Annotated in this window: 23 protein-coding genes and 1 other annotated feature; of the genes, 8 read left to right on the top strand and 15 right to left on the bottom strand. The window is 34.8% G+C overall.

Annotated features, from left to right (window positions below):
* Nucleotide 1: 1 nt before the first annotated feature.
* The 4 genes from argH to NKR20_RS10185 form a co-directional block, all read right to left on the bottom strand.
* A complete protein-coding gene (argH, locus tag NKR20_RS10170; RefSeq protein ID WP_253426165.1) occupies nucleotides 2-1,381 on the bottom strand; it encodes an argininosuccinate lyase in 1,380 nt (459 codons plus the stop codon).
* A 61-nt stretch (nucleotides 1,382-1,442) separates the two neighbouring features.
* Nucleotides 1,443-2,657, bottom strand: coding sequence for an argininosuccinate synthase (locus NKR20_RS10175; RefSeq protein ID WP_121213786.1), 1,215 nt, complete (start codon nucleotides 2,655-2,657; stop codon nucleotides 1,443-1,445).
* Nucleotides 2,658-2,834: 177 nt separating this feature from the next.
* On the bottom strand, nucleotides 2,835-3,584 hold the full coding sequence (locus NKR20_RS10180) for an SDR family NAD(P)-dependent oxidoreductase (RefSeq protein ID WP_121213787.1): 750 nt from the start codon (nucleotides 3,582-3,584) through the stop codon (nucleotides 2,835-2,837).
* A gap of 97 nt (nucleotides 3,585-3,681) precedes the next feature.
* On the bottom strand, nucleotides 3,682-4,119 hold the full coding sequence (locus NKR20_RS10185; RefSeq protein WP_121213788.1) for an Rrf2 family transcriptional regulator: 438 nt from the start codon (nucleotides 4,117-4,119) through the stop codon (nucleotides 3,682-3,684).
* A 226-nt stretch (nucleotides 4,120-4,345) separates the two neighbouring features.
* Between NKR20_RS10185 and hmpA the strand changes: the two genes are divergently transcribed.
* On the top strand, nucleotides 4,346-5,515 hold the full coding sequence (hmpA, locus tag NKR20_RS10190; protein WP_121213789.1) for an NO-inducible flavohemoprotein: 1,170 nt from the start codon (nucleotides 4,346-4,348) through the stop codon (nucleotides 5,513-5,515).
* A 91-nt stretch (nucleotides 5,516-5,606) separates the two neighbouring features.
* Here the strand turns inward: hmpA and NKR20_RS10195 are convergent, their stop codons facing one another.
* Nucleotides 5,607-6,551 (bottom strand): MBL fold metallo-hydrolase, encoded by a 945-nt coding sequence (locus tag NKR20_RS10195; protein WP_253426180.1) that lies wholly within the window; start codon nucleotides 6,549-6,551, stop codon nucleotides 5,607-5,609.
* A 143-nt stretch (nucleotides 6,552-6,694) separates the two neighbouring features.
* Nucleotides 6,695-6,911 (top strand) — a binding site (T-box leader).
* A gap of 82 nt (nucleotides 6,912-6,993) precedes the next feature.
* Between NKR20_RS10195 and proC the strand changes: the two genes are divergently transcribed.
* Nucleotides 6,994-7,800 carry a pyrroline-5-carboxylate reductase gene (gene proC / locus NKR20_RS10200; protein ID WP_121213791.1) on the top strand — a complete coding sequence of 269 codons (807 nt, stop codon included), beginning with the start codon at nucleotides 6,994-6,996 and terminating at the stop codon, nucleotides 7,798-7,800.
* Between the two features lie 313 nt (nucleotides 7,801-8,113).
* On the opposite strand, the gene NKR20_RS10205 is transcribed toward proC, so the two are convergent.
* The 3 genes from NKR20_RS10205 to NKR20_RS10215 all read right to left on the bottom strand — a co-directional run bounded on the left by NKR20_RS10205 (nucleotide 8,114) and on the right by NKR20_RS10215 (nucleotide 10,855).
* On the bottom strand, nucleotides 8,114-8,344 hold the full coding sequence (locus NKR20_RS10205; protein ID WP_121213792.1) for an acyl-phosphate glycerol 3-phosphate acyltransferase: 231 nt from the start codon (nucleotides 8,342-8,344) through the stop codon (nucleotides 8,114-8,116).
* 303 nt (nucleotides 8,345-8,647) lie between these two features.
* Nucleotides 8,648-9,586, bottom strand: coding sequence for a ribonuclease Z (gene rnz, locus NKR20_RS10210; RefSeq protein WP_121213793.1), 939 nt, complete (start codon nucleotides 9,584-9,586; stop codon nucleotides 8,648-8,650).
* 30 nt (nucleotides 9,587-9,616) lie between these two features.
* A complete protein-coding gene (locus tag NKR20_RS10215) occupies nucleotides 9,617-10,855 on the bottom strand; it encodes a DNA polymerase IV (protein WP_121213794.1) in 1,239 nt (412 codons plus the stop codon).
* A 166-nt stretch (nucleotides 10,856-11,021) separates the two neighbouring features.
* On the opposite strand from NKR20_RS10215, the gene NKR20_RS10220 reads away from it, so the two are divergent.
* The 5 genes from NKR20_RS10220 to NKR20_RS10240 all read left to right on the top strand — a co-directional run bounded on the left by NKR20_RS10220 (nucleotide 11,022) and on the right by NKR20_RS10240 (nucleotide 16,144).
* On the top strand, nucleotides 11,022-12,059 hold the full coding sequence (locus NKR20_RS10220) for an IS1595 family transposase (RefSeq protein WP_253426183.1): 1,038 nt from the start codon (nucleotides 11,022-11,024) through the stop codon (nucleotides 12,057-12,059).
* Between the two features lie 80 nt (nucleotides 12,060-12,139).
* Nucleotides 12,140-12,355 carry a DUF6366 family protein gene (locus NKR20_RS10225; protein WP_253426195.1) on the top strand — a complete coding sequence of 72 codons (216 nt, stop codon included), beginning with the start codon at nucleotides 12,140-12,142 and terminating at the stop codon, nucleotides 12,353-12,355.
* Between the two features lie 448 nt (nucleotides 12,356-12,803).
* Nucleotides 12,804-14,027 (top strand): IS110 family RNA-guided transposase, encoded by a 1,224-nt coding sequence (locus tag NKR20_RS10230; protein ID WP_121216054.1) that lies wholly within the window; start codon nucleotides 12,804-12,806, stop codon nucleotides 14,025-14,027.
* A gap of 182 nt (nucleotides 14,028-14,209) precedes the next feature.
* Entirely contained in the window at nucleotides 14,210-14,584 is a 375-nt protein-coding gene (locus NKR20_RS10235; protein WP_253426198.1) for a hypothetical protein, read from the top strand.
* A 207-nt stretch (nucleotides 14,585-14,791) separates the two neighbouring features.
* Nucleotides 14,792-16,144: an arsenic transporter gene (locus NKR20_RS10240; RefSeq protein ID WP_253426201.1), complete on the top strand. Its 1,353-nt coding sequence runs from the start codon at nucleotides 14,792-14,794 to the stop codon at nucleotides 16,142-16,144.
* A gap of 279 nt (nucleotides 16,145-16,423) precedes the next feature.
* Here NKR20_RS10240 and NKR20_RS10245 read toward each other — a convergent pair whose 3' ends face one another.
* From NKR20_RS10245 to NKR20_RS10275, 7 genes are all read right to left on the bottom strand, one after another.
* Complete coding sequence (locus NKR20_RS10245; protein WP_121215866.1) at nucleotides 16,424-16,975, bottom strand: 5' nucleotidase, NT5C type; 552 nt, start codon at nucleotides 16,973-16,975, stop codon at nucleotides 16,424-16,426.
* A 13-nt stretch (nucleotides 16,976-16,988) separates the two neighbouring features.
* Complete coding sequence (locus NKR20_RS10250) at nucleotides 16,989-18,071, bottom strand: FAD-dependent monooxygenase (protein ID WP_253426218.1); 1,083 nt, start codon at nucleotides 18,069-18,071, stop codon at nucleotides 16,989-16,991.
* Nucleotide 18,072: 1 nt separating this feature from the next.
* Nucleotides 18,073-19,173 (bottom strand): bifunctional diaminohydroxyphosphoribosylaminopyrimidine deaminase/5-amino-6-(5-phosphoribosylamino)uracil reductase RibD, encoded by a 1,101-nt coding sequence (gene ribD, locus NKR20_RS10255; protein WP_253426221.1) that lies wholly within the window; start codon nucleotides 19,171-19,173, stop codon nucleotides 18,073-18,075.
* A 14-nt stretch (nucleotides 19,174-19,187) separates the two neighbouring features.
* Entirely contained in the window at nucleotides 19,188-19,946 is a 759-nt protein-coding gene (locus NKR20_RS10260) for a GTP cyclohydrolase II (protein ID WP_419095287.1), read from the bottom strand.
* A gap of 259 nt (nucleotides 19,947-20,205) precedes the next feature.
* Nucleotides 20,206-20,928, bottom strand: coding sequence for an exonuclease domain-containing protein (locus NKR20_RS10265; protein ID WP_121215870.1), 723 nt, complete (start codon nucleotides 20,926-20,928; stop codon nucleotides 20,206-20,208).
* Nucleotides 20,929-20,931: 3 nt separating this feature from the next.
* A complete protein-coding gene (locus tag NKR20_RS10270; protein ID WP_121215871.1) occupies nucleotides 20,932-21,897 on the bottom strand; it encodes a DUF294 nucleotidyltransferase-like domain-containing protein in 966 nt (321 codons plus the stop codon).
* A gap of 158 nt (nucleotides 21,898-22,055) precedes the next feature.
* The gene (locus NKR20_RS10275; RefSeq protein ID WP_121215872.1) at nucleotides 22,056-23,354 is read right to left on the bottom strand and encodes an ammonium transporter; all 1,299 of its coding nucleotides are present in this window, start codon (nucleotides 23,352-23,354) and stop codon (nucleotides 22,056-22,058) included.
* Between the two features lie 417 nt (nucleotides 23,355-23,771).
* On the opposite strand from NKR20_RS10275, the gene NKR20_RS10280 reads away from it, so the two are divergent.
* The gene (locus NKR20_RS10280; RefSeq protein ID WP_253426224.1) at nucleotides 23,772-24,278 is read left to right on the top strand and encodes a GNAT family N-acetyltransferase; all 507 of its coding nucleotides are present in this window, start codon (nucleotides 23,772-23,774) and stop codon (nucleotides 24,276-24,278) included.
* Nucleotides 24,279-24,282 lie beyond the last annotated feature (4 nt).

Genomic DNA, 24,282 nt, shown 5'->3' on the forward strand with positions numbered 1-24,282 from the left:
GTTAATTTGTTGATACAAGCGTTTTAGCTTTGTCGATTTGAATGCGAACTTGATCGAATCCAGTTCCACCTAAAGAATGACGACGACGAACTGCAGCTTCAGGCTTTAATACGTCATAAACATCCTCTTCAAGTAATTCACTTTCCTTACGCATATCTTCAAGCGGTAAATCTAATAAGAAGATTCCACGTTGGATACATGTAAATACAAGTTTACCTGTTACTTCATGAGCTTCACGGAATGGCATACCCTTCGTTGCAAGATAATCCGCAAGTTCTGTCGCATTTGAGAAATCACTATGAACTGCACTGTGAAGACGTTCAGTGTTTACTGTCATCGTACGAACCATACCTTCAAAGATTTTTAATGCACCAAGAATTGTATGAACTGTATCGAACATACCTTCTTTATCTTCCTGCATATCTTTGTTATACGTTAAAGGAGTCCCCTTTAACACTGTCAATAATCCCATAAGATTGCCGTATACACGACCAGTCTTGCCACGAATAAGCTCTGCCATATCAGGATTTTTCTTTTGAGGCATAATCGATGAACCAGTTGAAAATGCATCGTCTAACTCAATAAATTTGAACTCATCTGTAGACCAAATGATAATTTCTTCAGCAAAGCGTGATAAATGTGTCATTAATAATGAAGAATTTGATAAAAACTCTACAATAAAATCACGATCACTCACTGCATCCATTGAGTTTGGATATACTTTACTGAAACCTAATAATTCCGCTGATTTTTCACGATCGATTGGGAAAGTCGTCCCAGCCATTGCTCCAGCACCTAATGGTAAAATATCGATACGTTTCATTGATTCGTTAAAACGTTCTTTATCTCGTTCTAACATCCAAAAATAAGCCATTAAATGATGTGCAAAGCTGATAGGTTGTGCACGTTGTAAATGCGTATATCCTGGTGCAATCGTTTCAATGTGTTGCTCGGCTTTTTCTAAAATCGTCTTTTGGAAAGCTTCGATTAATTCAACCACTTCAACAACACGTTTCTTTAGGAACAAGTGCATATCTGTTGCAACTTGGTCATTACGGCTACGGCCAGTATGTAATTTACCTCCAACCGGACCGATTAAATCTGTTAACATTTTCTCTAAATTTAAATGGATATCTTCGTTTGCTACATGGAACTCGAGTTCTCCAGCCTCTGCCTTCTTTTTTAACTCTGCTAAGCCAGCAAGAATTTGTTCTACTTCCTTAGAATCTAAAATTCCCTGTGCTCCTAGCATTGTTACATGAGCAACACTACCTTCAAGATCTTCCATTACTAATTGTTGGTCAAAACCAATGGATGCTCCAAATTCATCAACCCAAGATTCCGCTGACTTTTGGAAACGTCCACCCCATAATTTCGTCATAGGACACACCTAACCTTGTGTCAGGCTACTCTTAACAAGTAGCCTGTTATTTCAAAGATGATTATTTTTTAGCTAATACTGCTTTGTTTTTATTTACTTCTGATGCTACTACTGTTGGAAGACCCCATAGTTCGATGAAGCCAACAGCTGATGCATGGTTGAATTGGTCTGCTTTAGAATAAGTAGCTAATTCTTCACTATAAAGTGAGTTTGGAGATTTACGTCCTTCTACAATCGCATGACCTTTGAATAATTTCACACGTACAGTACCGTTTACGTATTTTTGAGTTTCTTTTAAGAAGCCTTCAAGTGCAACGCGGATTGGGTTGAACCAAAGACCATCATAGATAACTTCAGATAGTTTGTGCTCAATAATTGGTTTGAAGTGAGCTAATTCTTTCACTAATGTAATATCTTCTAATTCTTTGTGTGCAGTTAAAAGAACTTTTGCACCTGGGATTTCGTATACTTCACGAGATTTAATACCTACTAAACGGTTTTCAACGTGGTCGATACGTCCAACGCCATGAGCACCTGCAACTTTGTTTAATTCTTGAATTAGGTCAGCAAGTTTCATTTCTTGTCCATTTAATGATACTGGTTTACCTTCAACGAATTCGATTTCGATGTATTCTGGAGTATCAGGAGCGTTTTCTACAGAAACTGTTAAACCATAAGCTTCTTCTGGTGGTGCTACCCATGGATCTTCCATTACACCAGCTTCGTTTGCACGACCCCATAAGTTTTGGTCGATTGAGAATGGAGAATCGATTGTTGCTGGAACTGGTACACCATGTTTTTGAGCGTATTCGATTTCTTCATCACGGCTCCATCCCCACTCACGAACAGGAGCTAAAACTTCTAAATCTGGGTTTAATGCTTTAATTGAAACTTCGAAACGAACTTGGTCATTACCTTTACCAGTACAACCGTGTGCTACTGCATCTGCGTTTGTTGCATTTGCAATTTCAACTAATTTTTTAGAAATTAATGGACGAGATAATGCAGAAACTAATGGATATTTTTGTTCGTACCAAGTGTGACCTTGTAATGCAACTAATGCATACTCTTCTGCAAATTCGTCTTTTGCGTCTACCATATATGATTCAATTGCACCAACTTGAAGTGCTTTATTTTTAATAAATTCAAGATCTTTACCTTCACCTACGTCAAGACATACTGCGATTACGTCCCAACCTTGTTCTTTTAACCAAGGGATTGCTACAGAAGTATCAAGCCCACCTGAATATGCTAAAACTACTTTTTTATTTGCCATTGTCGTGTGCCTCCGATGTTTCATTTATGTATTTTTATACATGTTGAGTAAAAGTTTATACACGAATATTACCATGTAATAAAACGAAATACAAGTGTATTTAAATAAAAAATTTGACTTTTACAATTAGTATAAAAACATAGATATTTATAATGTTTACTTCGACTCGTTCATGTATCATTTTTTATTGAAAAAACTACTTCCTAGCTTTTCAACTAATGCAGGTGCTATTGCATAAAGTTTACTTGTGACTGACATATATCTTGGAAGATTTACTTCTCTTACAGGTTTATCAATCGTTTTTATCACTTCCTTTGCAACATGCTCGGGTTTTAATAAAAAACGTTCGATAGATGCTCGATAAGTATTTGTCGAATCCGCCTTTTTTATAAATGGCGTATCGATTGGTCCAGGAAAAACAGTGGTCACTGAAATATTAAATGGAGCAAGTTCCATCCTTAAGCCATTGGAAAAACCTGTAATTGCATGTTTTGAAGCAGCATATACACTTGCTTTTTTTGTTGCAACCTTGCCTGCTTGTGAACCAATAAAAATAATATGACCGTTCTTTTGGGCAATCATTTTTTTCGCAAATCGATTTGCTAATAAAATGGGTGCTTTCACATTCACATCAATCATTGAACTAATTTCGTCATCTGTTAAATCAAAGGCATTTTGAAAATACCCTACTCCAGCATTTAAAATTGCCACATCTATAGATGGAAGTAGATTAAAAACGTCTTCAATTTCTTCTAATTCTGATAAATCCGCTTTTAAAACATGTACACCTAATTGAGCTAAGCTTTGCAATGCATTTTCATCACGACCTGTACCATATACAACAAATCCTTTTTTTAAACAGTTTTCTGCAATTAGTCGTCCAATACCACTTGTTGCCCCAGTTATAAAGATACTTTTATTTTTCATAATAAAATGGATAATCCTTTCTCAATGTTTCCATAATACATATTATTGATTGTTAGTAAAAAAGGATGTCCCACTAGAGACATCCTAAATTCGATACTTATTCTATTCCTAATAATTTATACATTTCGTCCTTTGACAATAAAAAATCTGCCAATGTATAACCATCTAATACTTCGAGATAAGCTGTTAGAGCTTCCTTTAATGCAAATTTTAATCGACAAGCAGGAGAAATTTTACACATATTACTATTACTATCAAAACATTCAACAATGTGAAAATCTTCTTCTGTATGTCTTACAACTTGACCGATGTTGATTTCTTCTGGTTTTTTATTTAAACGAATGCCGCCTCCACGACCGCGGATTGTTTCTATTAACCCCAATTGACCAAGATCGTATGTAACCTTCATTAAATGATTTTTAGAAATATGATAAGTATCCGCAATCTCTTGGATAGTTGACAATCGATCTTCACCTTTTATTCCAAGATAAAGCAATACACGTAACGAATAATCTGTATATAAAGTTAAACGCATATTCGACACCACTCTTTCTTCTTACATTATAACATTTTTTTGAATAAATAACCGATATTGAAATTGTACATTATTAGATAGTTATTAAAAGATGTATTTTACATACTACATTTGTGTCTATTTTGTTAAAGATGTATTTATTATATTGCTTTTAACCTTTTCTGGATTTATAGTAAGTCATGTAAGCGTTAACTAAATCTTTCAAAACTTAAAAGGACGTGATTTTATGTTATCTCAACAAACAATCGACATTATCAAATCAACAGTACCAGTACTAGAAAAATACGGAGTAACGATCACAAAAACATTTTACAAAAACATGTTTGCTGAAAACCCACAATTATTAAACTATTTCAACCACGCAAACCAACAACAAGGCCGTCAACAAACAGCTCTAGCAAATTCTGTATATGCAGCAGCTGCTCATATCGATAACCTAGAAGCAATCGTACCGGCTGTAATGTTAATTGCACATAAACACCGTGCGTTAGGTATCTTACCTGAACATTATCCAATCGTTGGTCAAAACTTACTACGAGCTATTAAAGAAGTTCTTGGAGATGCTGCAACTGATGAAATCATCAATGCATGGGCAGAAGCTTATGGAGTAATCGCTGATGTATTCATTTCAGTGGAAGAAGATTTATATCAAAAAGCAGAAGCGAATGGCGGATGGCGTTTATTTAAACCATTTAAAGTAGCGAAAAAAGTAGCTGAAAATGATGAAGTTTCTTCATTCTATTTAGTTCCAGAAGATGGACAACCATTACCAGAATTTGAACCTGGTCAATATGTAACAGTACGTGTAAAACCAACTGGATCAGAGTATTTTGCTAACCGTCACTATACTGTATCTCAACCTTCAAACAACAATGAATATCGTATTTCAGTTAAACGTGAAGACGAAAATACTCCAGCAGGTGTTGTATCAACATTCCTTCACAACGAAATTAATGAAGGCGATACAGTTGAATTAAGTGCTCCAGCAGGTGGATTCACTTTAGTAGAAAACAATAATCCGGTATTATTTGTAAGCGGTGGTATTGGTGTTACACCATTAAACACTATGCTTCAAACAATGGAACTTGGACGTAACGTTACATTCTATCAATCAGCACGTAACAACAAATCAGTTGCTTTTAAAGAGCAAATTGAAAAGAAAATTGATGAACTAAACGGCACATACCGCATTCACTATTCAGATGAATTAGGCTACATCAAAAAAGAAGACTTAGCTCCATTCATCCAACCAAATACTGAAGTTTACGTGTGTGGTCCAGCTCCATTCATGGAATCAGTAATTTCAATTGCTAAAGAATTAAATGTATCGAACGAAAACATTCATTATGAATTCTTTGGTCCATTAATGACTGTTAATGCTTTACAAAAAGCTTAATTTAATTACTCTCTATACTCATTGATCATATCCCTATCACAATAAAAATAACCCCCATAGCAGGACTACACCCACCTGCTATGGGGAATTTTTATGTTAAACGAGAATAGTATAAAACCCCTTCAATAAGTTCAATTTTTACGGCCCCTACATTCTCTAAATAGTCTAAATATCCAATTGTTTTCGACAAAGTTAGACCCAATTGTTCTTTAAACACTTGTGCATATAAAGTCATTGTTAATTCAAATACGTTCTTTGGTGTAGATAGTAGTTCCAATACTTCCATTGCACGATGTTTATCTTTTTCTATACGAATTGAAATAAGTTGATTAATATTAACTAAATCCCCACCATGCCCCGTATATAGTTTAGAGATATTTAAATCTTTTAGTATTTCTAAGGAGTTATGATATTGAACAAGGGATTTTGGGCGATCGAATGATAGATCGATTGGTGGCTCAACTAATGGATTTGATGCAATATGCTCTAATAATAAATCCCCACCAATTGCTTCATTTGATTTTTCATCTACAAAGATTAAATGGCTTTGAGCATGGCCTGGTGTATAATAAGCCTTTAATCCGGGATGGCCAGAGATCTCTTCTCCATCTTGAATATATTTCGTTAATGGTGTCGTACCTAACATTTCCAATTCATCTCTTACTTGAACAATTTTTTCAATATAACGTTCTGGAACCCCTTGTAATCTTAACTGCTTTCTGTAAAACTCATTCCGATAATGAATAAATTCTGGTGTTTGTTTCAACCAATGGTCCACATATTCATGACCTAATATCTGTGCCTGAGGAAATGCATCTACCCACCCAGCATGATCAGGATGATGATGAGTTAAGATGACCTGTTCGACATCTTCCATTTTATATCCAGCTTCATGAATTCCAGATTTCAATGCCTCAAAGGTTTCTTCTGTCTTCGGTCCAGCATCGAATAATGTAAGACAATCCCCTTTTAGTAAAAAAGCATTTACATCTCCTACTGGATATGGAGTTGGTAAAATAATTTTATGTATATCCATGGTATAACCCCCTAATTAAGTCCGAACTTATTCTCATATAATGAATTGCTGTTCATATTTTATCCCTTTTTATCTAATTCGTCACGACTTTATATTGACAGAAATAAAAAGAGTGAATATAATTTCAATAATTCAAAATATTTTTTTAAGCGATGATGAAGCCAAGTAAATGAATTTACGGTTTAAGAGAGTGCTGCATATGGTGTGAGTAGCATAACCCACTAAGTTCATTGAACCTACTTCGGAGCTGCTATGAAAACATAGCCGTATTCTCTGCGATAATGAGATTAATGAGTTGTGCCATAGTATTTGGCAAACAAAGGTGGTACCGCGGAAACTACAAGCGTTTTCGTCCTTAGTTTTAGGACGGAGCGCTTTTTTATTTCGTCCTTTGAATAGTTGAATTGTTACAACATACACATCTATTAATGGAGGGAATTTCATGCAAAAAATCTTATTTGTTGGTGCTGGGTCAATGGCAGAAGCTTTAATTCATGGTTGGGTTGAAGAAGAAGTTGTTCCAGCTCATCAGCTATATGTCACTAACCGTTCAAATAATGAAAGATTAGAATATTTACAAAATCAATATGGTGTTAACATCTTAAAAGAACATAATGAAATCTATAATATGGATTTAATTATCCTCGCAATGAAGCCAAAAGATGTTAAAGCAGCTTTTGATACAATTAAGTCTTTTATAAAACCGGAAACAGCCATTTTATCTGTAGTAGCTGGAATTGCCATTGAAACTATTGAACAAGGATTAGGAAGTAGACCAATTGCACGGGTAATGCCAAACACTTCTGCTGCAATTGGAATGTCTGCTAGTGGAATTTCCTTTAACGAGCAAGTAACACAAGAGCTTAAAACTTTATATTTACAAATGCTAGAAGCAATTGGTATTGTCATCGAAGTTGATGAAGATAAATTACATGCAATTACAGCACTTTCAGGAAGTGGTCCAGCATACTTGTACTATCTATTAGAAGCTTGGGAATCTGTTGGTCTTGAATTTGGTTTATCGAAGGAAGTTGTACGTAAGCTAATGGTTCAAACGATTGCGGGGTCAGCTGCAATGCTCCAATCAGTGAAGGAAGAACCTGATGTTTTACGGAGAAAAGTAACAAGTCCAGGTGGTACAACGGAAGCAGGAATTCGTGCTTTAGAAAATAATCATTTTACTGAAGCAATTTCCGCTTGTATTAAGAGTGCTGAGGCAAGATCCCGCGAATTAGCTAAAGGTGAATAGCTATTTCTAAAATAGCGAAATTATCACTTTTCTATTATCTCCTTACTATTCGGAATATTCTAAATATCCAGTAATATTTCCTAGGAAATGCATCATTTCGCTATTTGTCCTTGTCGAAAAAACGCATATCTTGATATAATTCATATCAAATTTTTACACAAATCAACATAATATAAGTAAAAACGCGTGCGAATTGTTGAAAATTGCGCACGCGTTTTGTTTTTATTCTATTATTTTGAACTTCTCGTAGTAGATTTTCCATCAAGCAATCAATATTTCCGGGTGATAATATTGCCAAACTACTACTAAGCTTTTATAAAACTCCTGCTTTTATTCTCTTAATAATTGAATATGTTGTATATATCGCCATTGGTCCAAGTACTACAGCAATAATTAGCCATAAATTTAATGCATTTGCAGCCTTTAAATTTGCATAGTTTGTTGTTATATAAATAATTACTCCAAACAATAATATGTAACTTAGTACATTTGGAAATATTACTAAAAGACGTAACACAGCAGGATTCATTTTCGGTTGATTCATCATATCCCTCCCCATTCTCTATCATAAACGAATATTACTCGAAAAATCTATATTTTTCTATAATATTCCGACTATAATTGATATCGATTAGAGAGAGAATTGGTTCTTATTTATAATTTATATTTCCCTGTCGTTATTCGAATGCTCGCTAAAGTCTTCAAAACTTTCTTCATTTCATCCGGTCCTGTATATCTTTGCTAAAAGAAATGTAAATTAACTTAGCAAAAATTTTGGTTCTTTTTTATTCTGCACAAAAGCATTAAAAAAAACACCTAAAAAAGGTGTTTCTACCATCAAAATTTGTTATTCTTCTATTATTTTTTCATCTTTCCAAAGATAATGAGAAAAATCTTTTGAAATGAAAGTATTTTCGAATACTTTCCTTGCGTCGATTAATAATTTTTGTAAATCTTCTGCAAGAAAACGGGCACTTATATGATTTAAAATCAAATTTCTTGCTTTTGCTTCCTTTGCGATAGTAGCTGCTTCAATATTAGTCGAATGTCCATAATTCGCTGCTAAGTGAGTGGTAGAGTGATCAAATGTCGCCTCATGGACAACAATATCTGCATTTCGGCTTAATTCAATCGCACTTTCACAATATTTTGTATCCCCTAATATCGTCACAACAAACCCCTTCTTCGGTGGTGAAGTGACATCTTTACTATAGACAACCGTACCGTCCACTAATGTTACATCAAATCCATTTTTTAATTTTCCTAACAGAGGCCCTTTTGGAACATTCAATTCCCTAGCTTTCTCAATTAATAATTCACCCGGTAAAGGTTTTTGTTCAATCCGATATCCAAAGCATGGAATCACATGTTCAAGTTCTTTTGCTTTTACAATCATTTGTTCATCTTCAAACACAATGCCGTCCTGAACTTCTACATATTCAATTGGATACGTGATATGTGTATTTGAAATGGCAAAAGTATTTTCAACCCATTCCTTTAACCCTTTTGGACCGTATAATGTTAGCGTATCTTCTCCCCCAAGAAAAGATCTGGAACTTAATAAGCCTGGTAATCCAAAAATATGGTCACCATGTAAATGGGTAATAAAAACCTTTTCAATTTTACGTGGTCGAATCGTAGTATGTAATATACGGTGTTGCGTTGCTTCTCCACAATCAAAAAGCCAAATCGTCCCTCGCTCTTCCAACAATCTTAATGCAAGTGCACTTGTATTTCGCTCTTTGGATGGCATTCCCGCGCCCGTACCTAAAAATTGTAGTTGCAATGATTGTACCTCCGAAGTTGACTATAATATTTATTCCTTTAAATCTTCTAAAAAATCCTTACTAAAACTCGTTTTTGAAGCAAAGCTTTGTTTTTTACCCATCTCTACTCCCTTTTTAAGTATACCTTTACCAAATTTCCGTTCCATTTCATCAATAAGTTCGTAGATTGGTTCTTGTTTTGCATATTCTTCAAAATTAAAAATCGACAGCTGCTGAACAGATTGTTTTCGATCTATAACATTAGAAACTGTTATACCTAACAGTCGAACTGGCTCACCATTCCAAGCTTTATGAAAGAGGTTAAAGGCTTCCTCAAATATATCTTCTTTTTGATATATAGGGTTTTGAAACGTTTTGCTTTTTGAATGATTATTCCAATTAGCATCTCGAATTTGAATGCTAATTGTAGAACCACAAAGATTTTTTACCTCTAATCGCTCCGCCACTTTACCTGCCAGCATTTCAAAGATTTTTTCTAATTCCTTGATATCTGTTTCATCAAAGGGAAGAGTTGTGGAATTCCCTACACTTTTCGTTTCATAAATTGCTTCTGGGTCCACTATTCTGCTGTCTTCCCCATTCGCTCTCGCTCTCAGCCTAACACCATTTTTCCCTAATTGTTGTCGTATGACACTTTCTTCAATTTTCGCTAGGTCACCTATCGTTTTTATATTAATGGAATTTAGTTTTTTCGCTGTACTTTCTCCAACACCATGCATCTCAATAACAGGTAATGGCCACAACTTGCTCGGCACATCCCTTTTCCTTAAAACAGTGATTCCCATTGGCTTTTCCATATCAGATGCTGTTTTCGCTAAAAATTTATTCGGTGCTATCCCAATTGAGCAAGGCAAATCTAACTCATTAAAAATACGAAGTTGAATTTCTTTCGCAATATCGAGAGGATGACGCTCTTTAGATAATTCGGTAATATCCATATACCCCTCATCTATGGATACAGGCTCGATCAATTCTGTGTAGCTTCTAAGGATGGTAAACATCGCTTTTGATGCTTGACGATATTTCGGAAAATCTGGAGGTAATAGAATCAGTTCTGGACATTTTCGTAAAGCCTCTCCCACATTCATGGTTGTATAAATGCCTTTTGCCCTTGCTTCATAAGAACTTGTAACAATAATTCCACGGCGTTCTTTAGGATTTCCTGCAATGGCAATCGCTTTCCCTTTTAATTCCGGATTATAGGATTGCTCAACAGAAGCATAAAAACTATTCATATCTACATGAAAAATTATCCGAGCCTTTGACATGTTCTTTCCTCCAGAAATGTAACCTCGATAGTTGTTACTAAATTTTATCATATTCTACAGGTTGTTTCCTTTTTACAATGGCTCTGTTTAATGAAACTGTTGTTTTTTGACCAGAACATATGTACTTGTTATAATTAATGTAATTATCAATTTGGGGGTGCTTAATATGAAAGTTTCTGATATTATTCGTGAAATTCAATTATTATCTGCACACGATAAAGAACGTGTCTTAAATCATCTTAAATACTTGATAACACCTATGTTCGATACAAGACCTGTTTTCCAAGAAATAAATGAATCTAAAACAAAGGAAGGTTTAGTGTGTTCTCATTGTCAAAGCAACAATGTTATTCGTTTTGGCAAATTTGAAGCAACTAATGGATTGCGAAAAATTAAGCGTCAACGGTATCGTTGTAAAGAATGTACAAAGACATTTACCGAAACGAATGCAACACCTATTTACCGTTTAAAGAAGGCGAATCGTTGGTTAGAGTTTATTGAATGTATGCTGTTAGGTTTAAGCCTTCGTGAGTCTGCTAAAAGAATGAAAGATATTTCTCATACAACTCTATTCTTTTGGCGACATAAAATACTGTCTGCTCTTGCTCAAATTGATATTAATGTATTCAATGGGATTGTGGAAATAGATGAAACGTATTTCCTGTTTTCAGAGAAAGGTAGTCGTCACATTCAAGGACGTAAGCCTCGTAAACGTGGAGGAAGTTCTCAATATAGAGGGATTAGTAAAGAACAAGTGTGTGTTTTAGTTGCTCGTGACCGAACGAAAAATACTTTCGTTGGGGTGCTTGGTCGTGGTCGTATTCAAAAATCCCAATTAGGGGGTATAATTTCTCCAAAATTGAACGACACAAATATTCTTTGTACTGATGCGTGGAGAGCATTTAAAACCTACGCAACTGAAATTGGTTTACCTCACTATCGCTTTAAAACAGGTTTGGAAAGAACTAAGGGGATTTACCATATACAAAATGTAAACAATTATCATCAGCGTTTAAAACAATGGATATTACGGTTTAAAGGTGTTGCGACGAAGTATCTGCAACACTATTTGGCGTACTTCAATTTCTTAGACATACTATCATTTTCAACGGATAGTCATAGTATTCGAAAATTTGCTGTGGAAAGTTGTATTCATCCGATTAATAAAACGAATTCAAACATTTCTTTCGGAGCAGTTAGTTAATTTAAAAATTAACAATTCAAATGAAACTAAATTATTAATCATCCGTATAATTAATATAAGAACACATAGGAGGTGGCGAAATGTCTAAACACAATAAATTTATAAAAGAACAAGAGAGATTACAGCAAGAAGAACAAAAAAATCATCCTACTGGAACATTTAATGATTCTTTTAATCAAACTCAAAGTGGTATGCCTAACACCAGTGGAATGACTTGGAAAGAAATAGGCGGTTTGATATTGTTTTTATTAATTATTTTTGTAGGTTACAGTATTTACAAATTCTTTTTCAATTAATTTCATAATTTCTACGAAAGGAGGTTCGTTCAGATTGAATCTCTTTTATTTTTACTATAAAACAACAGTATGCTGTAACAGAGCCTTTACAATAAAAAGTATTCGACAATAATTTTCGCTAAGTTCTAATCTTCGACAGAAAGTCATAATGTATTACAAAGAGAGATGGAAGGTTTGGAGAAGGGACAAGATTTGAATAAAATAAAACATACTAACATTAGTAGTACAAACCAAGGCCATGGTTTGTGCTACTATTTTTTTATAGTAGAAGTGAAGGAAAGTCGAACAGCTCCAGGGACGTATGAGAGTCCGTAAAAAAAACCGGCTAACTTCACATCCTTATATGAATCAGTTTAGTATGTTGGGTCCAAGAGATCGTGTATAAGAAAGTGGAATCGATAAGGCAATGTGAGGACTTCTATGATTGGCTAAAAAGGAGAATAGAATGATGAATCATGTCATTGCGTTAGATGTGAGTAAAGGGAAAAGTTCGGTAGTTATGTATAATCAATATCGACAATGTGAATATGAAGGTGAACTAAATCATACCCGAGTTGATTTTGAACGATTACATAATCGTATTGAAGAAATAACGAAGTTTGATGGACAAGCACCTGAAATTGTCTTTGAAGCAACTGGTGTCTATTCGAAATCGGTAGAAGCATTTTTAAAAAATCATGGTTATACATATAGTCGGATGAACCCGCTTGAAGCGAACCTACAAATGGCAAAAATGCGACGTCATAAGACGGATGTAAGTGATGCACACGAATTAGCGAAAACACACTTTAAAATGGAGCGTGAAACGACATACGTTCAAGAGGATTATTATGAACAGATGCGAGCTCTCACACGTTATTACGATGAAGTGGATGAAGAAATAATTTTACTTAAAAGTCGGATGCATGCGATTTTGCATATGAGCTTCCCAGAGCTTGAAAAACTCATTACACCAAGTTCTGCTTTATTCTTAAATATCGTGCAGCTGTATCCACATCCAGCACTTGTATTAGCCCATTCAAAAACAGTAATTAAAAATCATTTAAAGGCAAATACAAAAAAGAACCTTTCACTTACTCGTGCAGAGAAAAAAGCAATTGAGCTAATCGAAGCAGCGCAAAATAGTTATCCAGCCATTAAACCGACAGATGTTCGATGTGATCAAGTAAAGGATTACGCCATACGGATTGCAGAATTGAAAGATAAAAAAGAAGCGCTTGTCCAACAGATGAAGACGTTATCAAAAGAACGTCAAGAATATCTTGTATTACGTTCTATTCCTGGTGTGGGCGATTCAACCGCTTGTCGTCTGATAGGTGAAATCGGTGATATTCGCCGTTTTAAAAATGCGAAACAATTAAATGCATACGCAGGAATTGATATTATGCGTTATCAATCTGGCAACACACAATATCGGGACCGAATCAATAAGCGTGGGAATAAACATTTGCGAAAAATTTTATATTTCATGATACAAGGGATGCTTATGTTAAAAGAAAAACCCAATCATTTTGCGGATTACTATTATAAATTAAAAAAGCAACCTCAGAGAAAGCCTCATAAGGTTGCGATGATAGCTTGTGTTAATAAATTTTTGAAAGTGACCTTTCAGTTATTAACACGAGGAATCCTATACGATTATGAGTCCGCACTACCAGCTCAGAAATCGTAATAAAACGTAATACAACTATATCATATAGACCTTTCGAAAAAAATAAAAATCGTTAGGTTTTTTCGGCATGAAAAAATTAGTTTTAGAAGGGAGGGGTACCCCTCCCTTCTAAAACTAATTCATTAAAATAAAAGAAATAACTTAAATATACTTGACTAATCGTAAGAAAGGAGTTGTATTAAATGGGTGCAAAATGGATTAAGTTTGCTGTCATTTATTTAATTATTGGCATTGCATATGGCTTATTCATGCATTATACCATTCAACTTCAATGGAAAACATTGCACGCACATATTCTTGTAGTCGGTTGGCTATCCACAGGTCTTATAGGAGTTATTTATTCTATTTATAAAGATGCTGCAAGAACAAAACTAGCAATGTGGCAGTATTATTTACACAATATTGGGCTACCAATTCTTTTGGTTGGGATGTTATTTGTCCCTATATTAAATAGTATTCCGATGTGGCTATTTGAGCTTTGTGTTACTGGTGGCGGTCTAGCATTTGCGCTTTCTATCATACTGTTTATTATTAATGTGTTTAAGAAAGTTGCTTAAATGAAATATCCCCTTCTCCATTTATGATCTCGCATGTAGCGGGATCTTTTTTATTGCACTGAACGCTGTAAAACTTGTATCTCTTTAGGTTAAAAACTAAAGGTTTTAGAACTTTTTACATATTTATATGGTTACAGCATCACTAAAATCTTTTTGGAGGGACACTGCCAAGAAATCCAACAAACAACTTTATATGTTATAACAGAAATGGGAGATTTTATGCAACCATTAGCGATTATTACTATCATTACATTTCTTGTGACCTTAGGATTTATCCTATGGAGACCTCGAAATATTAATGAAGCAATTCCTGCAACAATTGGTGCTTTTATTATCATTATTTGTGGAACTGTGACTTTCCCAGATTTACTCTATATTACAAAAACAATTAGTGATGCTGCAATTACCATTATCGCAACGATTGTAATGGCAATTGTGTTAGAAAGCTTTGGATTCTTTAATTGGGTTGCAGAGAAGCTGGCAGAGAAAGCAAAAGGATCAGGCATTCGATTATTTTGGTATGTCAATTTCTTGTGCTTCCTGATGACGCTTTTCTTTAACAACGACGGAAGTATATTAATTACAACACCGATACTAATTATGCTATTAAATAATATGGGGCTAAAAAACCAACAAAAAATACCATACTTACTATCAGGGGGGTTAATAGCAACAGCATCGAGCGCTCCTATTGGGGTAAGTAATATTGTCAATTTAATTTCACTAAAAATTGTAGATATGAGTTTATATTCACAAACAGCTATGATGTTTGTACCAGCTACGATAGGACTTTTACTACTTGTTGGACTCCTCTACCTATATTTTAAAAAAGCTTTACCAAAACACGTACCTTCACAAGTAACAGGAATGACGCTCCCTTCCTATCATCCAATTAAACAAGGTTCATTCCAAAAAACAAAGAAGGACCGCGATAAATTTATGCGAAATGTCCTTCTATTTGTTGTTATCGTTCGCGGAAGTCTTTTCATTGCGTCATTCTTCTCCATCCCAATCTCTGTAATGGCAGTTTTAGGCTCTCTAGTCTTACTTGGCTGGAGATGGGTAAGTTTAAAAATTCCCCCTGTAGATATGCTAAAAAAAATCCCATGGTATATTATCGTATTTGCTTTTAGTATGTATGTCATAATCTATGGGTTAACAAATATTGGATTAACAGACTGGCTCATTGCAACAATGAGTCCTATTGTTCAAGGAAGTCTATTAAATACAAGTGTATTAATGGGCATTGTCCTTTCTGTTTTATCCAATCTATTTAATAATCACCCAGCATTGATGGTCGGAACCATTACACTAACCAATTTAGGTCTAGACCCTCTTTCATTAAAAGTAGCCTACTTAGCCAACGTAATCGGAAGTGACATCGGTTCCCTACTACTCCCAATAGGAACCCTTGCAACTTTAATGTGGATGCATATTTTAAGGGAAGGCAAAATAAAATTTAGTTGGTGGCAATATATTAAAGTCACAATTGTTGTCATTCCTCCAACAGTGATATTCACATTAATACTCCTATATTACTGGGTTACTTGGTTATTTTAATGTTGAAATGACTACTGATAGACACTCTATGGGGTTATTACGGGGAAATAGTAAGCTGCCTCCAAGGTATTCATGAACAGATATAAAATAGAAAACTAGTACGACACTCTTTATTTTGTCCCTCAAAAAAAGAGAGTTTAGTAGTAGGGCTGTGTAGAAAGACTTTCTGCACAGCCCTTTCTAAAATATTAATACTCCTGTGGAAATCACAATAAGTTGTCAACATCTTCTTCGCAAGTGGGCAACTCAAAAATGTTTTTTCAGATGTCCACATCTATCTTAAAACTTAAAATCTACCCAACTCTTTACTCTTGGGATATTTACGTGTTGATTGTAGGATTGATCCTTTACAAACACTTTTGTCGGTACATCACTTAAAGTTTCAAGAACAGCAGGCTTATCGTCAAAATAATAATCTAATTGAAGCTCTTTAATAATTTTTATTTTTTCATGGTCCTGCATTCCACAGTAAAAATGTGAATTAATCACTGGGAACCCTTTTTGAACAACCCAGTCTCTTGTGTTCGGACAATATTTTGCTGGTCGAGAAGTAATATAAAAGACTTCATGACCATCTTGAACAAGTTTATTTACAAATTCAATTGCTCCTTCAAAGGCAGGACAATCAGTAAAGTATACCTCTTCAAGTAAGCTATTCCACATTTGACTCCCTTGTTCTTTATCTAACCCAAAGGCTTCATGAATTTCAAGCGTTTTAAGCTCTCGGAAAATTTCTAAGCTGACATTTTGATTTAATTTTTTATTGTATATATGAAAGGCATGTTCACGTAAATTAATTAATGTATCATCTATATCAAAACCAAATCTCACTTTTCTACTCCCTTTATGAATAAAGAACAAATTGAGTAGCAAAAGTTTGCTCTTTTTCAATTTGAATCTTTTGTAATTTTTCTACTTCTTTTTTACGTTGTGTTGCGCAATTTAATATATCTAAATCTGTTATACGATGGTGTGCTAATAAAGTTGCTAATGTGTCTGCATCTTTAAGGGCACTATTTAATCCAAAAGCTCCTGTTGGCGTCATTGTATGGACTGCATCACCAATTAATGCTAGTCCCTCTTTTCCCCACTCCTCTGAAAAATTACTATGCACATCTAACAACACAAAATCGTTCCAAGATTTGATATGTTCGTTTACAGTTTGTTTAAGTTGTGGGAATGCTTTAATTAATTTTTCAATAAAAGGTGTGAAAGGTTGTTTTCGCAATTCAGGGTAAGAACCTTCTCGAATATTCCAACCGATTTGAATAAACCCTTTTGCTTGGGTAAATAGAGAAAGCTGCATTTCATCAATTAAAGCCATCTTAATAGATGGTTCCCAATTTGGTGGTGCAGGAATTTTAGCCCATAGCAAGTCATACCCATGCTTACGAACTTCTACATCTATTCCCGCTTTTTTACGAACTGTAGAGTAGCGGCCATCCGCACCAATTGTTAATAAAGAATGAATGATAATTTCTTTCCCATCTTGAACAGCTTTAACACCTGTATAACTGCCTAACTCATTTTTTAATAAATCCTTAACAGTTGTTCCAGTCATTAACGTGAAGTTCGGATATTTTTTTGCTTCATTTATGAGTACTGTTAACAGGTGTGCTTGTGGAACATGGATGCCTAAGTGCCCTACCGCTAGATCAGGATAAATCGTTTTAAACAGTTTTCCATTTTCCCAGTACTCTAACGTTTCCATTTTTAGCATCCCGAGTTCTTCAATTTTCGTAAAAAGGTTATGCTTTTTTAAAATTGCTTCCCCTTCTTCATTTAAATGTTCTCCTCGGAATTCTTTAAATACTTCTTTATGTCGTTCAAGTAAAACGACTTCCATACCTTGTTTCGCTAATAAATAAGCAAGCAATGCTCCGCCTGGTCCGGCCCCGACTATACAAATATCTGAGTTCATTTCCATTTTATTCACCTGACTTTGGATAAGCGGTAACGAGTAAGTCCACTCCGATTTGTTCAATTTTCTCAAATTCAAGATCGAGCGCTTCATCCATTGTATCCACATCTGGTCCCGTAATTGGGGATTTAGAATTTCGACCACCGATTAATTTTGGAGCAATATAAACAAGGAATTTATTTATTAATTTTGCCTTTAAAAATGAAGCATTGATTTCTGCTCCACCTTCTACTAATAGATCTGTAATTCCTAGTTTATATAATTCATCAAGCATTTCCTCTAAGTTTAGGCCATCTTGATTTGAAACTTGTACAATCTGAATTCCTTTTTCTTTTAGTTGCGTAATTTTTGCAGGGTCAGCATTTTTTCCACATACAACGATCGTCGGTGCTACCGATGTGTCAGTTACTTGAGCAGTTAAAGGAATTTTTAGTTCGCTATCTAAAATGATACGTGTAGGGTTTTTCCCCTGTTGGTTTGGGAGTCGTGTCGTAAGTGCTGGATTGTCTGCAAGAACTGTACCAATACCAACTAAAATTCCATCCACTTCATTACGTAATTCATGTACCTTAAGTCTAGCCTCATCGCTTGTAATCCATTTTGAGTGTCCAGTATGCGTTGCGATTTTTCCATCTAATGTCATGGCAAACTTCGATGTAACAAAGGGACGATTCGTCAACATATTATGGATGAAACGTTCATTTAATTTTCTAGCTTCTTTTTCGAGCAAGCCAACCTCTACTTCTATCCCAGCATCTCTTATAATTTGGATTCCTCGTCCAGCAACAGAAGGATTTGGGTCCATCGTTGCAACTACCACTCGACTAACTTTAGATTCCTTCACTAAATTGGCACATGGTGGTGTTTTACCATAGTGAGAGCATGGTTCTAATGTGACATATAAAGTTGCGCCTTCTGCATGATGTCCCGCCATATTGAATGCGTGTACTTCTGCATGGGGTTCACCCGCTTTTCTATGTAGGCCTGTCCCAACGATTACCCCATTTTTTACAAGAACTGCCCCAACAACAGGATTCGGGTTTGTATTTCCCTTTGCTGAAGCAGCTAAATCTAGTGCTAACTGCATATAGTCTGTATCTGTCTTCATACCATTACGACTCCTTAGACGATTAATTGCTGTTCTGGAATATGTCCAGATTTCTTCACCTTTGTTTCAAGGTAATGGCGGTTTGTATCCGTCACTCCACCCCATAAAGGAATATGATCGTGAGCAAGTAATCCATGTTCTTTTAATGCTTTAAGTTTTTTCGGATTATTAGTAATTAACGTTACCGGTTTTGAACGTAAAGCTTCTAATACAGTAATGGCTTCCTCATAATTACGTGTATCATCTTCAAAGCCTAACGCGTGATTTGCCTCAACCGTGTCGAAACCTTCCTCTTGTAGTAAGTACGCTAATGATTTTGAAAATAACCCGATTCCACGGCCTTCGTGATTAGCTAAATAAAAGATTGCCCCACAACCATGGTCTGCAATCATTTTCATTGATTCATGAAGCTGATAGCCACAATCACAACGCTGACTACCAAAAATATCACCAGTATGGCAAATGCTATGCATGCGAATGATGGCATCATCACGATTTTCAAAATCTCCATATATCAAAACAGAAGACTGTTGTTTAGAAGCTAAATCTAAATTTACAATCGCATCTAAAATTAATTCTTTTGTAGCATATTGTTTATCAATATTTAACCATGTATACCATTGAAAAGTTGTTTGGAACTCACCTTGTTTAATTGGTAAATTCACTGGGCCAACTATACAAATATTTTCTTTATCATTAAATGGAACAATGTCCATTTTGTTTTTTAAAATCTCTTTTGTTTTCGAAAGATTCCCCATACCATCATCACCCATCTAGTTTTAATTATGACTATAATATTTTACGAAATTAGTTACTTTTTGTAACCAAGTATAATTTGATAAGTGATTGATGTCAATTCACTTATATTCCTACTTTTTTACTAAACTTTAATTCTTCGTAACATAATAATAGCTTAAGTAGATGATGAAATCAAAAATGGTGTACCGGGTACATAAACAATTCTGACTATTCAATACAATTTATAATTATGCAAAAAGGCTCTGCAATCTTGAGTTGCATAGCCTTTAAGTTTCAGTATTTGAGTTTTGCGAAATGTGTGTATACATCTTCCAACGTTTCACAACCAATTTCAATTGCTTTATTGATATAAATGCTCCATATTTTCGCGGTCATTTTTGCATCTGCTAACGCATTATGACGGTCAATGATAGGTATTTTATTATGTTCACAAAGGCTCTCTAATGAGATATTTTGAAAATTGGATTCGATAATTCTATAAAGAAATGATGTATCAACAATTCTATGTTTTAAAGGTGTCTTAAAAACTTTATTAGAAAAATACTGCATGAAATTTCGTTCATGGGATGCGTGATGTGCAACAAGTGTTGCATCTTGTGTAAATTCAAAAAACTTAATCATTACATCACCAATATTAGGAGCAGAACGTACTAAGTCATCTGTAATCCCAGTTAATTCTACTATATCTTTTGGAATGGTTTGATCAAAATAAATAAGAGAATAAAACTGTTCCTCCTCAATAATCCTTGACCCTTTCATTTTGATTGCACCAATAGAAAGAATCGAATCTTTTTCTGGAATAAAACCCGTTGTTTCAATATCAAACACTACAACATTTAATTCTTGCAAGGGAACTAACATAGCATTCTCTTTATTTATTTCTTTTTGTAAATGACGTAAGTAGGCCATTTGTTGAGAATTTTGGACGCTCCCACCTACACCAATTCGTCTTTTCTGTACACTTCTTAACAACTGCATAAAAGGTTCAAAAGCCATATGCTAAACACCCTTTTTTTCTAGTGTCATTTCTATAACATGATCGTGTAAACGTTTTCCACTCTTAATAATACTTTTTAGCTCTTTTCGTTCGTCTTTTGATAACTGCTTTATATTTAAGTAATGCGTGTTGTCATAATCTTGAATGTTTTCGATAGATAATCGATAGTTTAATAATTTTTCAAAATGAATTTCACTATTATGAAGTAGCTCTTGGTATTCTGGTTTTGCTTGTAATTTTCGAATTCTTTCTATAGTAGAAGTTTCGTAAATTCCTTCTTCAATTGACAGAAGTCGTATTGAGTTTACATAAGGTAAAAATGCAGCATATTTAATATTTATACACCCTTGATATATACCATGTTGCTCGACAATAAGCCGTCCCATTGGAGTTATCACATTTTTTACATGTTTAATATTTTCCACTAATCTACGTAAAAGCTCTGGATGTTGAAGTTGATAATTGTAAATAGTGCTCTTTAATTTGTGTATTAACTCTACATTTCCCGCTAATACCCTGGCATCATAAAAAATTTGAAGATAGCGGATTACTTCCCAAGAACCAATTTCCATCCAATTTATTAGTTGTTGCTCCCAATTTTCTAAACTTTTTCGCCAAATTGAATTGGAGCTCATAATTTTCCCCGTACAGAACGGGTAACCTACAGCATCTAAACCAAATGAAACTTCCTCACCAAGCGCTTTAAAATATTCGTCGTTTTCACTAGTTGAATACTCATAGACAAGCCCATGATCTTGATCACTGATAGCGCCTTGTTCAAAGCGTCCCCCGCTCCCTGTAATAAACCAAGCAAAATCACAAGGTGGCGACTCCATTAAATTTTGCTTCGCCACTTCCAAAACTTTTAACATAACCTCATCATGAAATTGATTAAGAGCGGTAGTATCTTTTAAAACATGAACAATGTTTCTATCCTTCCATACTTTTATAGATTCATAATCTCGCATACGAACACTTCCTTTTTAAATTAGGGAGCTGGCAAATCGAATTGAGAACGATACATTCCCACACGATAACAGAAAAGATTAGAAACTACTATGAAATATTTTCTATTAAAATAAAAGCCTCTTATCCTTGTAAGAGGCTTTTATATTTCAATGTTTAATTATGAAAACTTTTCTTTCGTTGCTGCTGTTGATAATTTTGCTTCTTCTAATGCCATTTGTTCTGGATAACCGTAGCTACCATGTTCACTAATATCTAAGCCCATGATTTCCTCTTCTTCAGTAACACGAAGGCCACCCATCAGTTTATCCATAATTTTTAATACAACGAAGGATACAACAAATGCATAGACACCACTTGCAACTACACCTAACGTTTGAACACCTAATTGCTCTAAGCCTCCGCCGTATAATAAACCTGGTAGACCCCAATCCGCACCTGATGATAATTCAGGTAAAGCAAATAATCCATTTGAAAGTGTACCCCAAACCCCTACAGTACCATGTACAGATAATGCAGCGATTGGATCATCAATTTTCATTTTATCGAATAATTTCATACTGAATACTACCATGATACCGCCGATTAGACCGATAATAACTGCTGCCCAAGGAGCTACGAAACCACATGAAGCTGTAATTGCAACTAAACCTGCTAATGCACCATTTAATGTTGTAGGTACGTCTGCTTTACCAGTAACTGCCCATGCAGTGAACATTGCTGCAACTGCACCAGCTGCTGCTGCTAACTGTGTATTTAAGATAACATATCCTAAGAATCCATCTGCAACACCGAAAGTACTTGCTCCGTTAAATCCAAACCAACCTACCCAAAGAATTAATACACCTAAAGTTGTATATACTTGGTTGTGCCCTGCTAAAACATTTGAAGAACCATCTCTGTTATATTTTCCGATACGAGGTTTAAGAATCATTGTTGCTGCTAGAGCTGCCATGGCACCTGTTAAGTGAACTACTGTTGAACCAGCGAAGTCTTGTTTTCCGTGTTCAGCTAACCAGCCACCACCCCAAATCCAGTGTGCAACTACTGGATAAATAACTGCCGAGAAGATTACTGCGAATATTACATAACTAGATAATTTTGCACGTTCCGCAAAACCACCAAATGCGATTGTTAACGATACAATTGCAAACATTACTTGGAATGAAAAGTCTACTGCTGGAGTAAGTCCTCCATCTGCAGCTGATGCGTCACCATAGAAGAAATTTGATAAACCGATAAATGCGTTACCTTCACCATATATGAATCCATATCCTACTGCCCAGAAAACTAAAGTACCGATACCCGCTGTAAAGATTGTTTTACCAGCGATGTGACCAGCATTTTTCATTCTTGTTGAACCTGCTTCAAGTAAAATGAATCCACCAATCATGAAGAACACTAATATGGCACCAATTGCCACCCACAGGTTATCCATTAAGACTTGCACTGCTTCCATAAAATCCTTCTCCCTTCACTCTTTAAGTACATGTCACTTTATATTATTATTGGATGTTATAAAATGTAACATGTTTTTATTTACATTTATTGTACCTTAAATTAATTACATGTCAATATACGAGAAATACATTATTTTTCCAATATTACGAACAAAAAGACGTCTGAAACCCTGTAATATCAGGCATTTTAACTATTTTGACAGCTTTTTGACGAACTTTTATCACCTTATATAATTATTCGATTGAACTAATAGTTTAATTAGATTATTAAGGAATGACTCTATGAATAGATACACCATGTAACGTTTCATTACATTAAGAAATTACATTTCATGTTCACATCACCACCTTCTACCATTAAAATAAAAGGTAAGGAATTTTATGGTTTTCAGCATAGTGGAAAGGTGAATAAAAATATGTACAATAAAAATATTATGTATCCTCAATTAGAAACCCCTAGAATCCAACTTCAATTATTAACCCTTGATCATGTAGAAGAAGTATTTTCCCTTTTCTCAGATAGTGAAATCACTAAGTTTATGGATATCGAACCATGTAAAACTTTAGAGGAAGCAGAAGAAATCATTCAATTTCATATTGATGATTCTGGCTGTAGATGGGGCTTATTTGAAAAAGAGAGTAGCCAATTTATAGGAACAATTGGTTTTCACTATTTACGTAAAGCTGATGAATTTATAGCAGAGGTTGGGTTTGATTTACATAAAGCGTATTGGGGAAAAGGATTTATGACAGAAGCAATGAAGGAAGTAATCTCATTTGGTTTTTCCAGTATGGGGTTAGATATAATAGATGCGACTGTGGATCCTAAAAATGAGCGCTCAATTCATTTAATGAAAAAACTTGGGTTTAGAGTTAAACCTGAATTAAAGGACGGCCTTCTTTACTTTTATTTAAAAAAATAAAAAA

This window comes from Ureibacillus endophyticus, assembly GCF_024159215.1.
In the GTDB taxonomy this organism is placed as follows: Bacteria; Bacillota; Bacilli; order Bacillales_A; family Planococcaceae; genus Ureibacillus; species Ureibacillus endophyticus.

Coding starts and splice junctions, on each gene's coding strand:
- NKR20_RS10185 (WP_121213788.1), bottom strand. CDS start 4,119: ATGCGTTTAACTTTATATACAGATTATTCGTTACGTGTATTGCTTTAT.
- NKR20_RS10180 (WP_121213787.1), bottom strand. CDS start 3,584: ATGAAAAATAAAAGTATCTTTATAACTGGGGCAACAAGTGGTATTGGA.
- NKR20_RS10260 (WP_419095287.1), bottom strand. CDS start 19,946: ATGGGTGATGATGGTATGGGGAATCTTTCGAAAACAAAAGAGATTTTA.
- NKR20_RS10205 (WP_121213792.1), bottom strand. CDS start 8,344: ATGAATCAACCGAAAATGAATCCTGCTGTGTTACGTCTTTTAGTAATA.
- NKR20_RS10240 (WP_253426201.1), top strand. CDS start 14,792: ATGGGAGATTTTATGCAACCATTAGCGATTATTACTATCATTACATTT.
- NKR20_RS10225 (WP_253426195.1), top strand. CDS start 12,140: ATGTCTAAACACAATAAATTTATAAAAGAACAAGAGAGATTACAGCAA.
- NKR20_RS10230 (WP_121216054.1), top strand. CDS start 12,804: ATGAATCATGTCATTGCGTTAGATGTGAGTAAAGGGAAAAGTTCGGTA.
- NKR20_RS10215 (WP_121213794.1), bottom strand. CDS start 10,855: ATGTCAAAGGCTCGGATAATTTTTCATGTAGATATGAATAGTTTTTAT.
- argH (WP_253426165.1), bottom strand. CDS start 1,381: ATGACGAAATTATGGGGTGGACGTTTCCAAAAGTCAGCGGAATCTTGG.
- NKR20_RS10175 (WP_121213786.1), bottom strand. CDS start 2,657: ATGGCAAATAAAAAAGTAGTTTTAGCATATTCAGGTGGGCTTGATACT.
- NKR20_RS10275 (WP_121215872.1), bottom strand. CDS start 23,354: ATGGAAGCAGTGCAAGTCTTAATGGATAACCTGTGGGTGGCAATTGGT.
- proC (WP_121213791.1), top strand. CDS start 6,994: ATGCAAAAAATCTTATTTGTTGGTGCTGGGTCAATGGCAGAAGCTTTA.
- NKR20_RS10195 (WP_253426180.1), bottom strand. CDS start 6,551: ATGGATATACATAAAATTATTTTACCAACTCCATATCCAGTAGGAGAT.
- NKR20_RS10250 (WP_253426218.1), bottom strand. CDS start 18,071: ATGGAAATGAACTCAGATATTTGTATAGTCGGGGCCGGACCAGGCGGA.
- NKR20_RS10265 (WP_121215870.1), bottom strand. CDS start 20,928: ATGGCTTTTGAACCTTTTATGCAGTTGTTAAGAAGTGTACAGAAAAGA.
- NKR20_RS10270 (WP_121215871.1), bottom strand. CDS start 21,897: ATGCGAGATTATGAATCTATAAAAGTATGGAAGGATAGAAACATTGTT.
- NKR20_RS10220 (WP_253426183.1), top strand. CDS start 11,022: ATGAAAGTTTCTGATATTATTCGTGAAATTCAATTATTATCTGCACAC.
- hmpA (WP_121213789.1), top strand. CDS start 4,346: ATGTTATCTCAACAAACAATCGACATTATCAAATCAACAGTACCAGTA.
- NKR20_RS10280 (WP_253426224.1), top strand. CDS start 23,772: ATGTACAATAAAAATATTATGTATCCTCAATTAGAAACCCCTAGAATC.
- ribD (WP_253426221.1), bottom strand. CDS start 19,173: ATGAAGACAGATACAGACTATATGCAGTTAGCACTAGATTTAGCTGCT.
- NKR20_RS10235 (WP_253426198.1), top strand. CDS start 14,210: ATGGGTGCAAAATGGATTAAGTTTGCTGTCATTTATTTAATTATTGGC.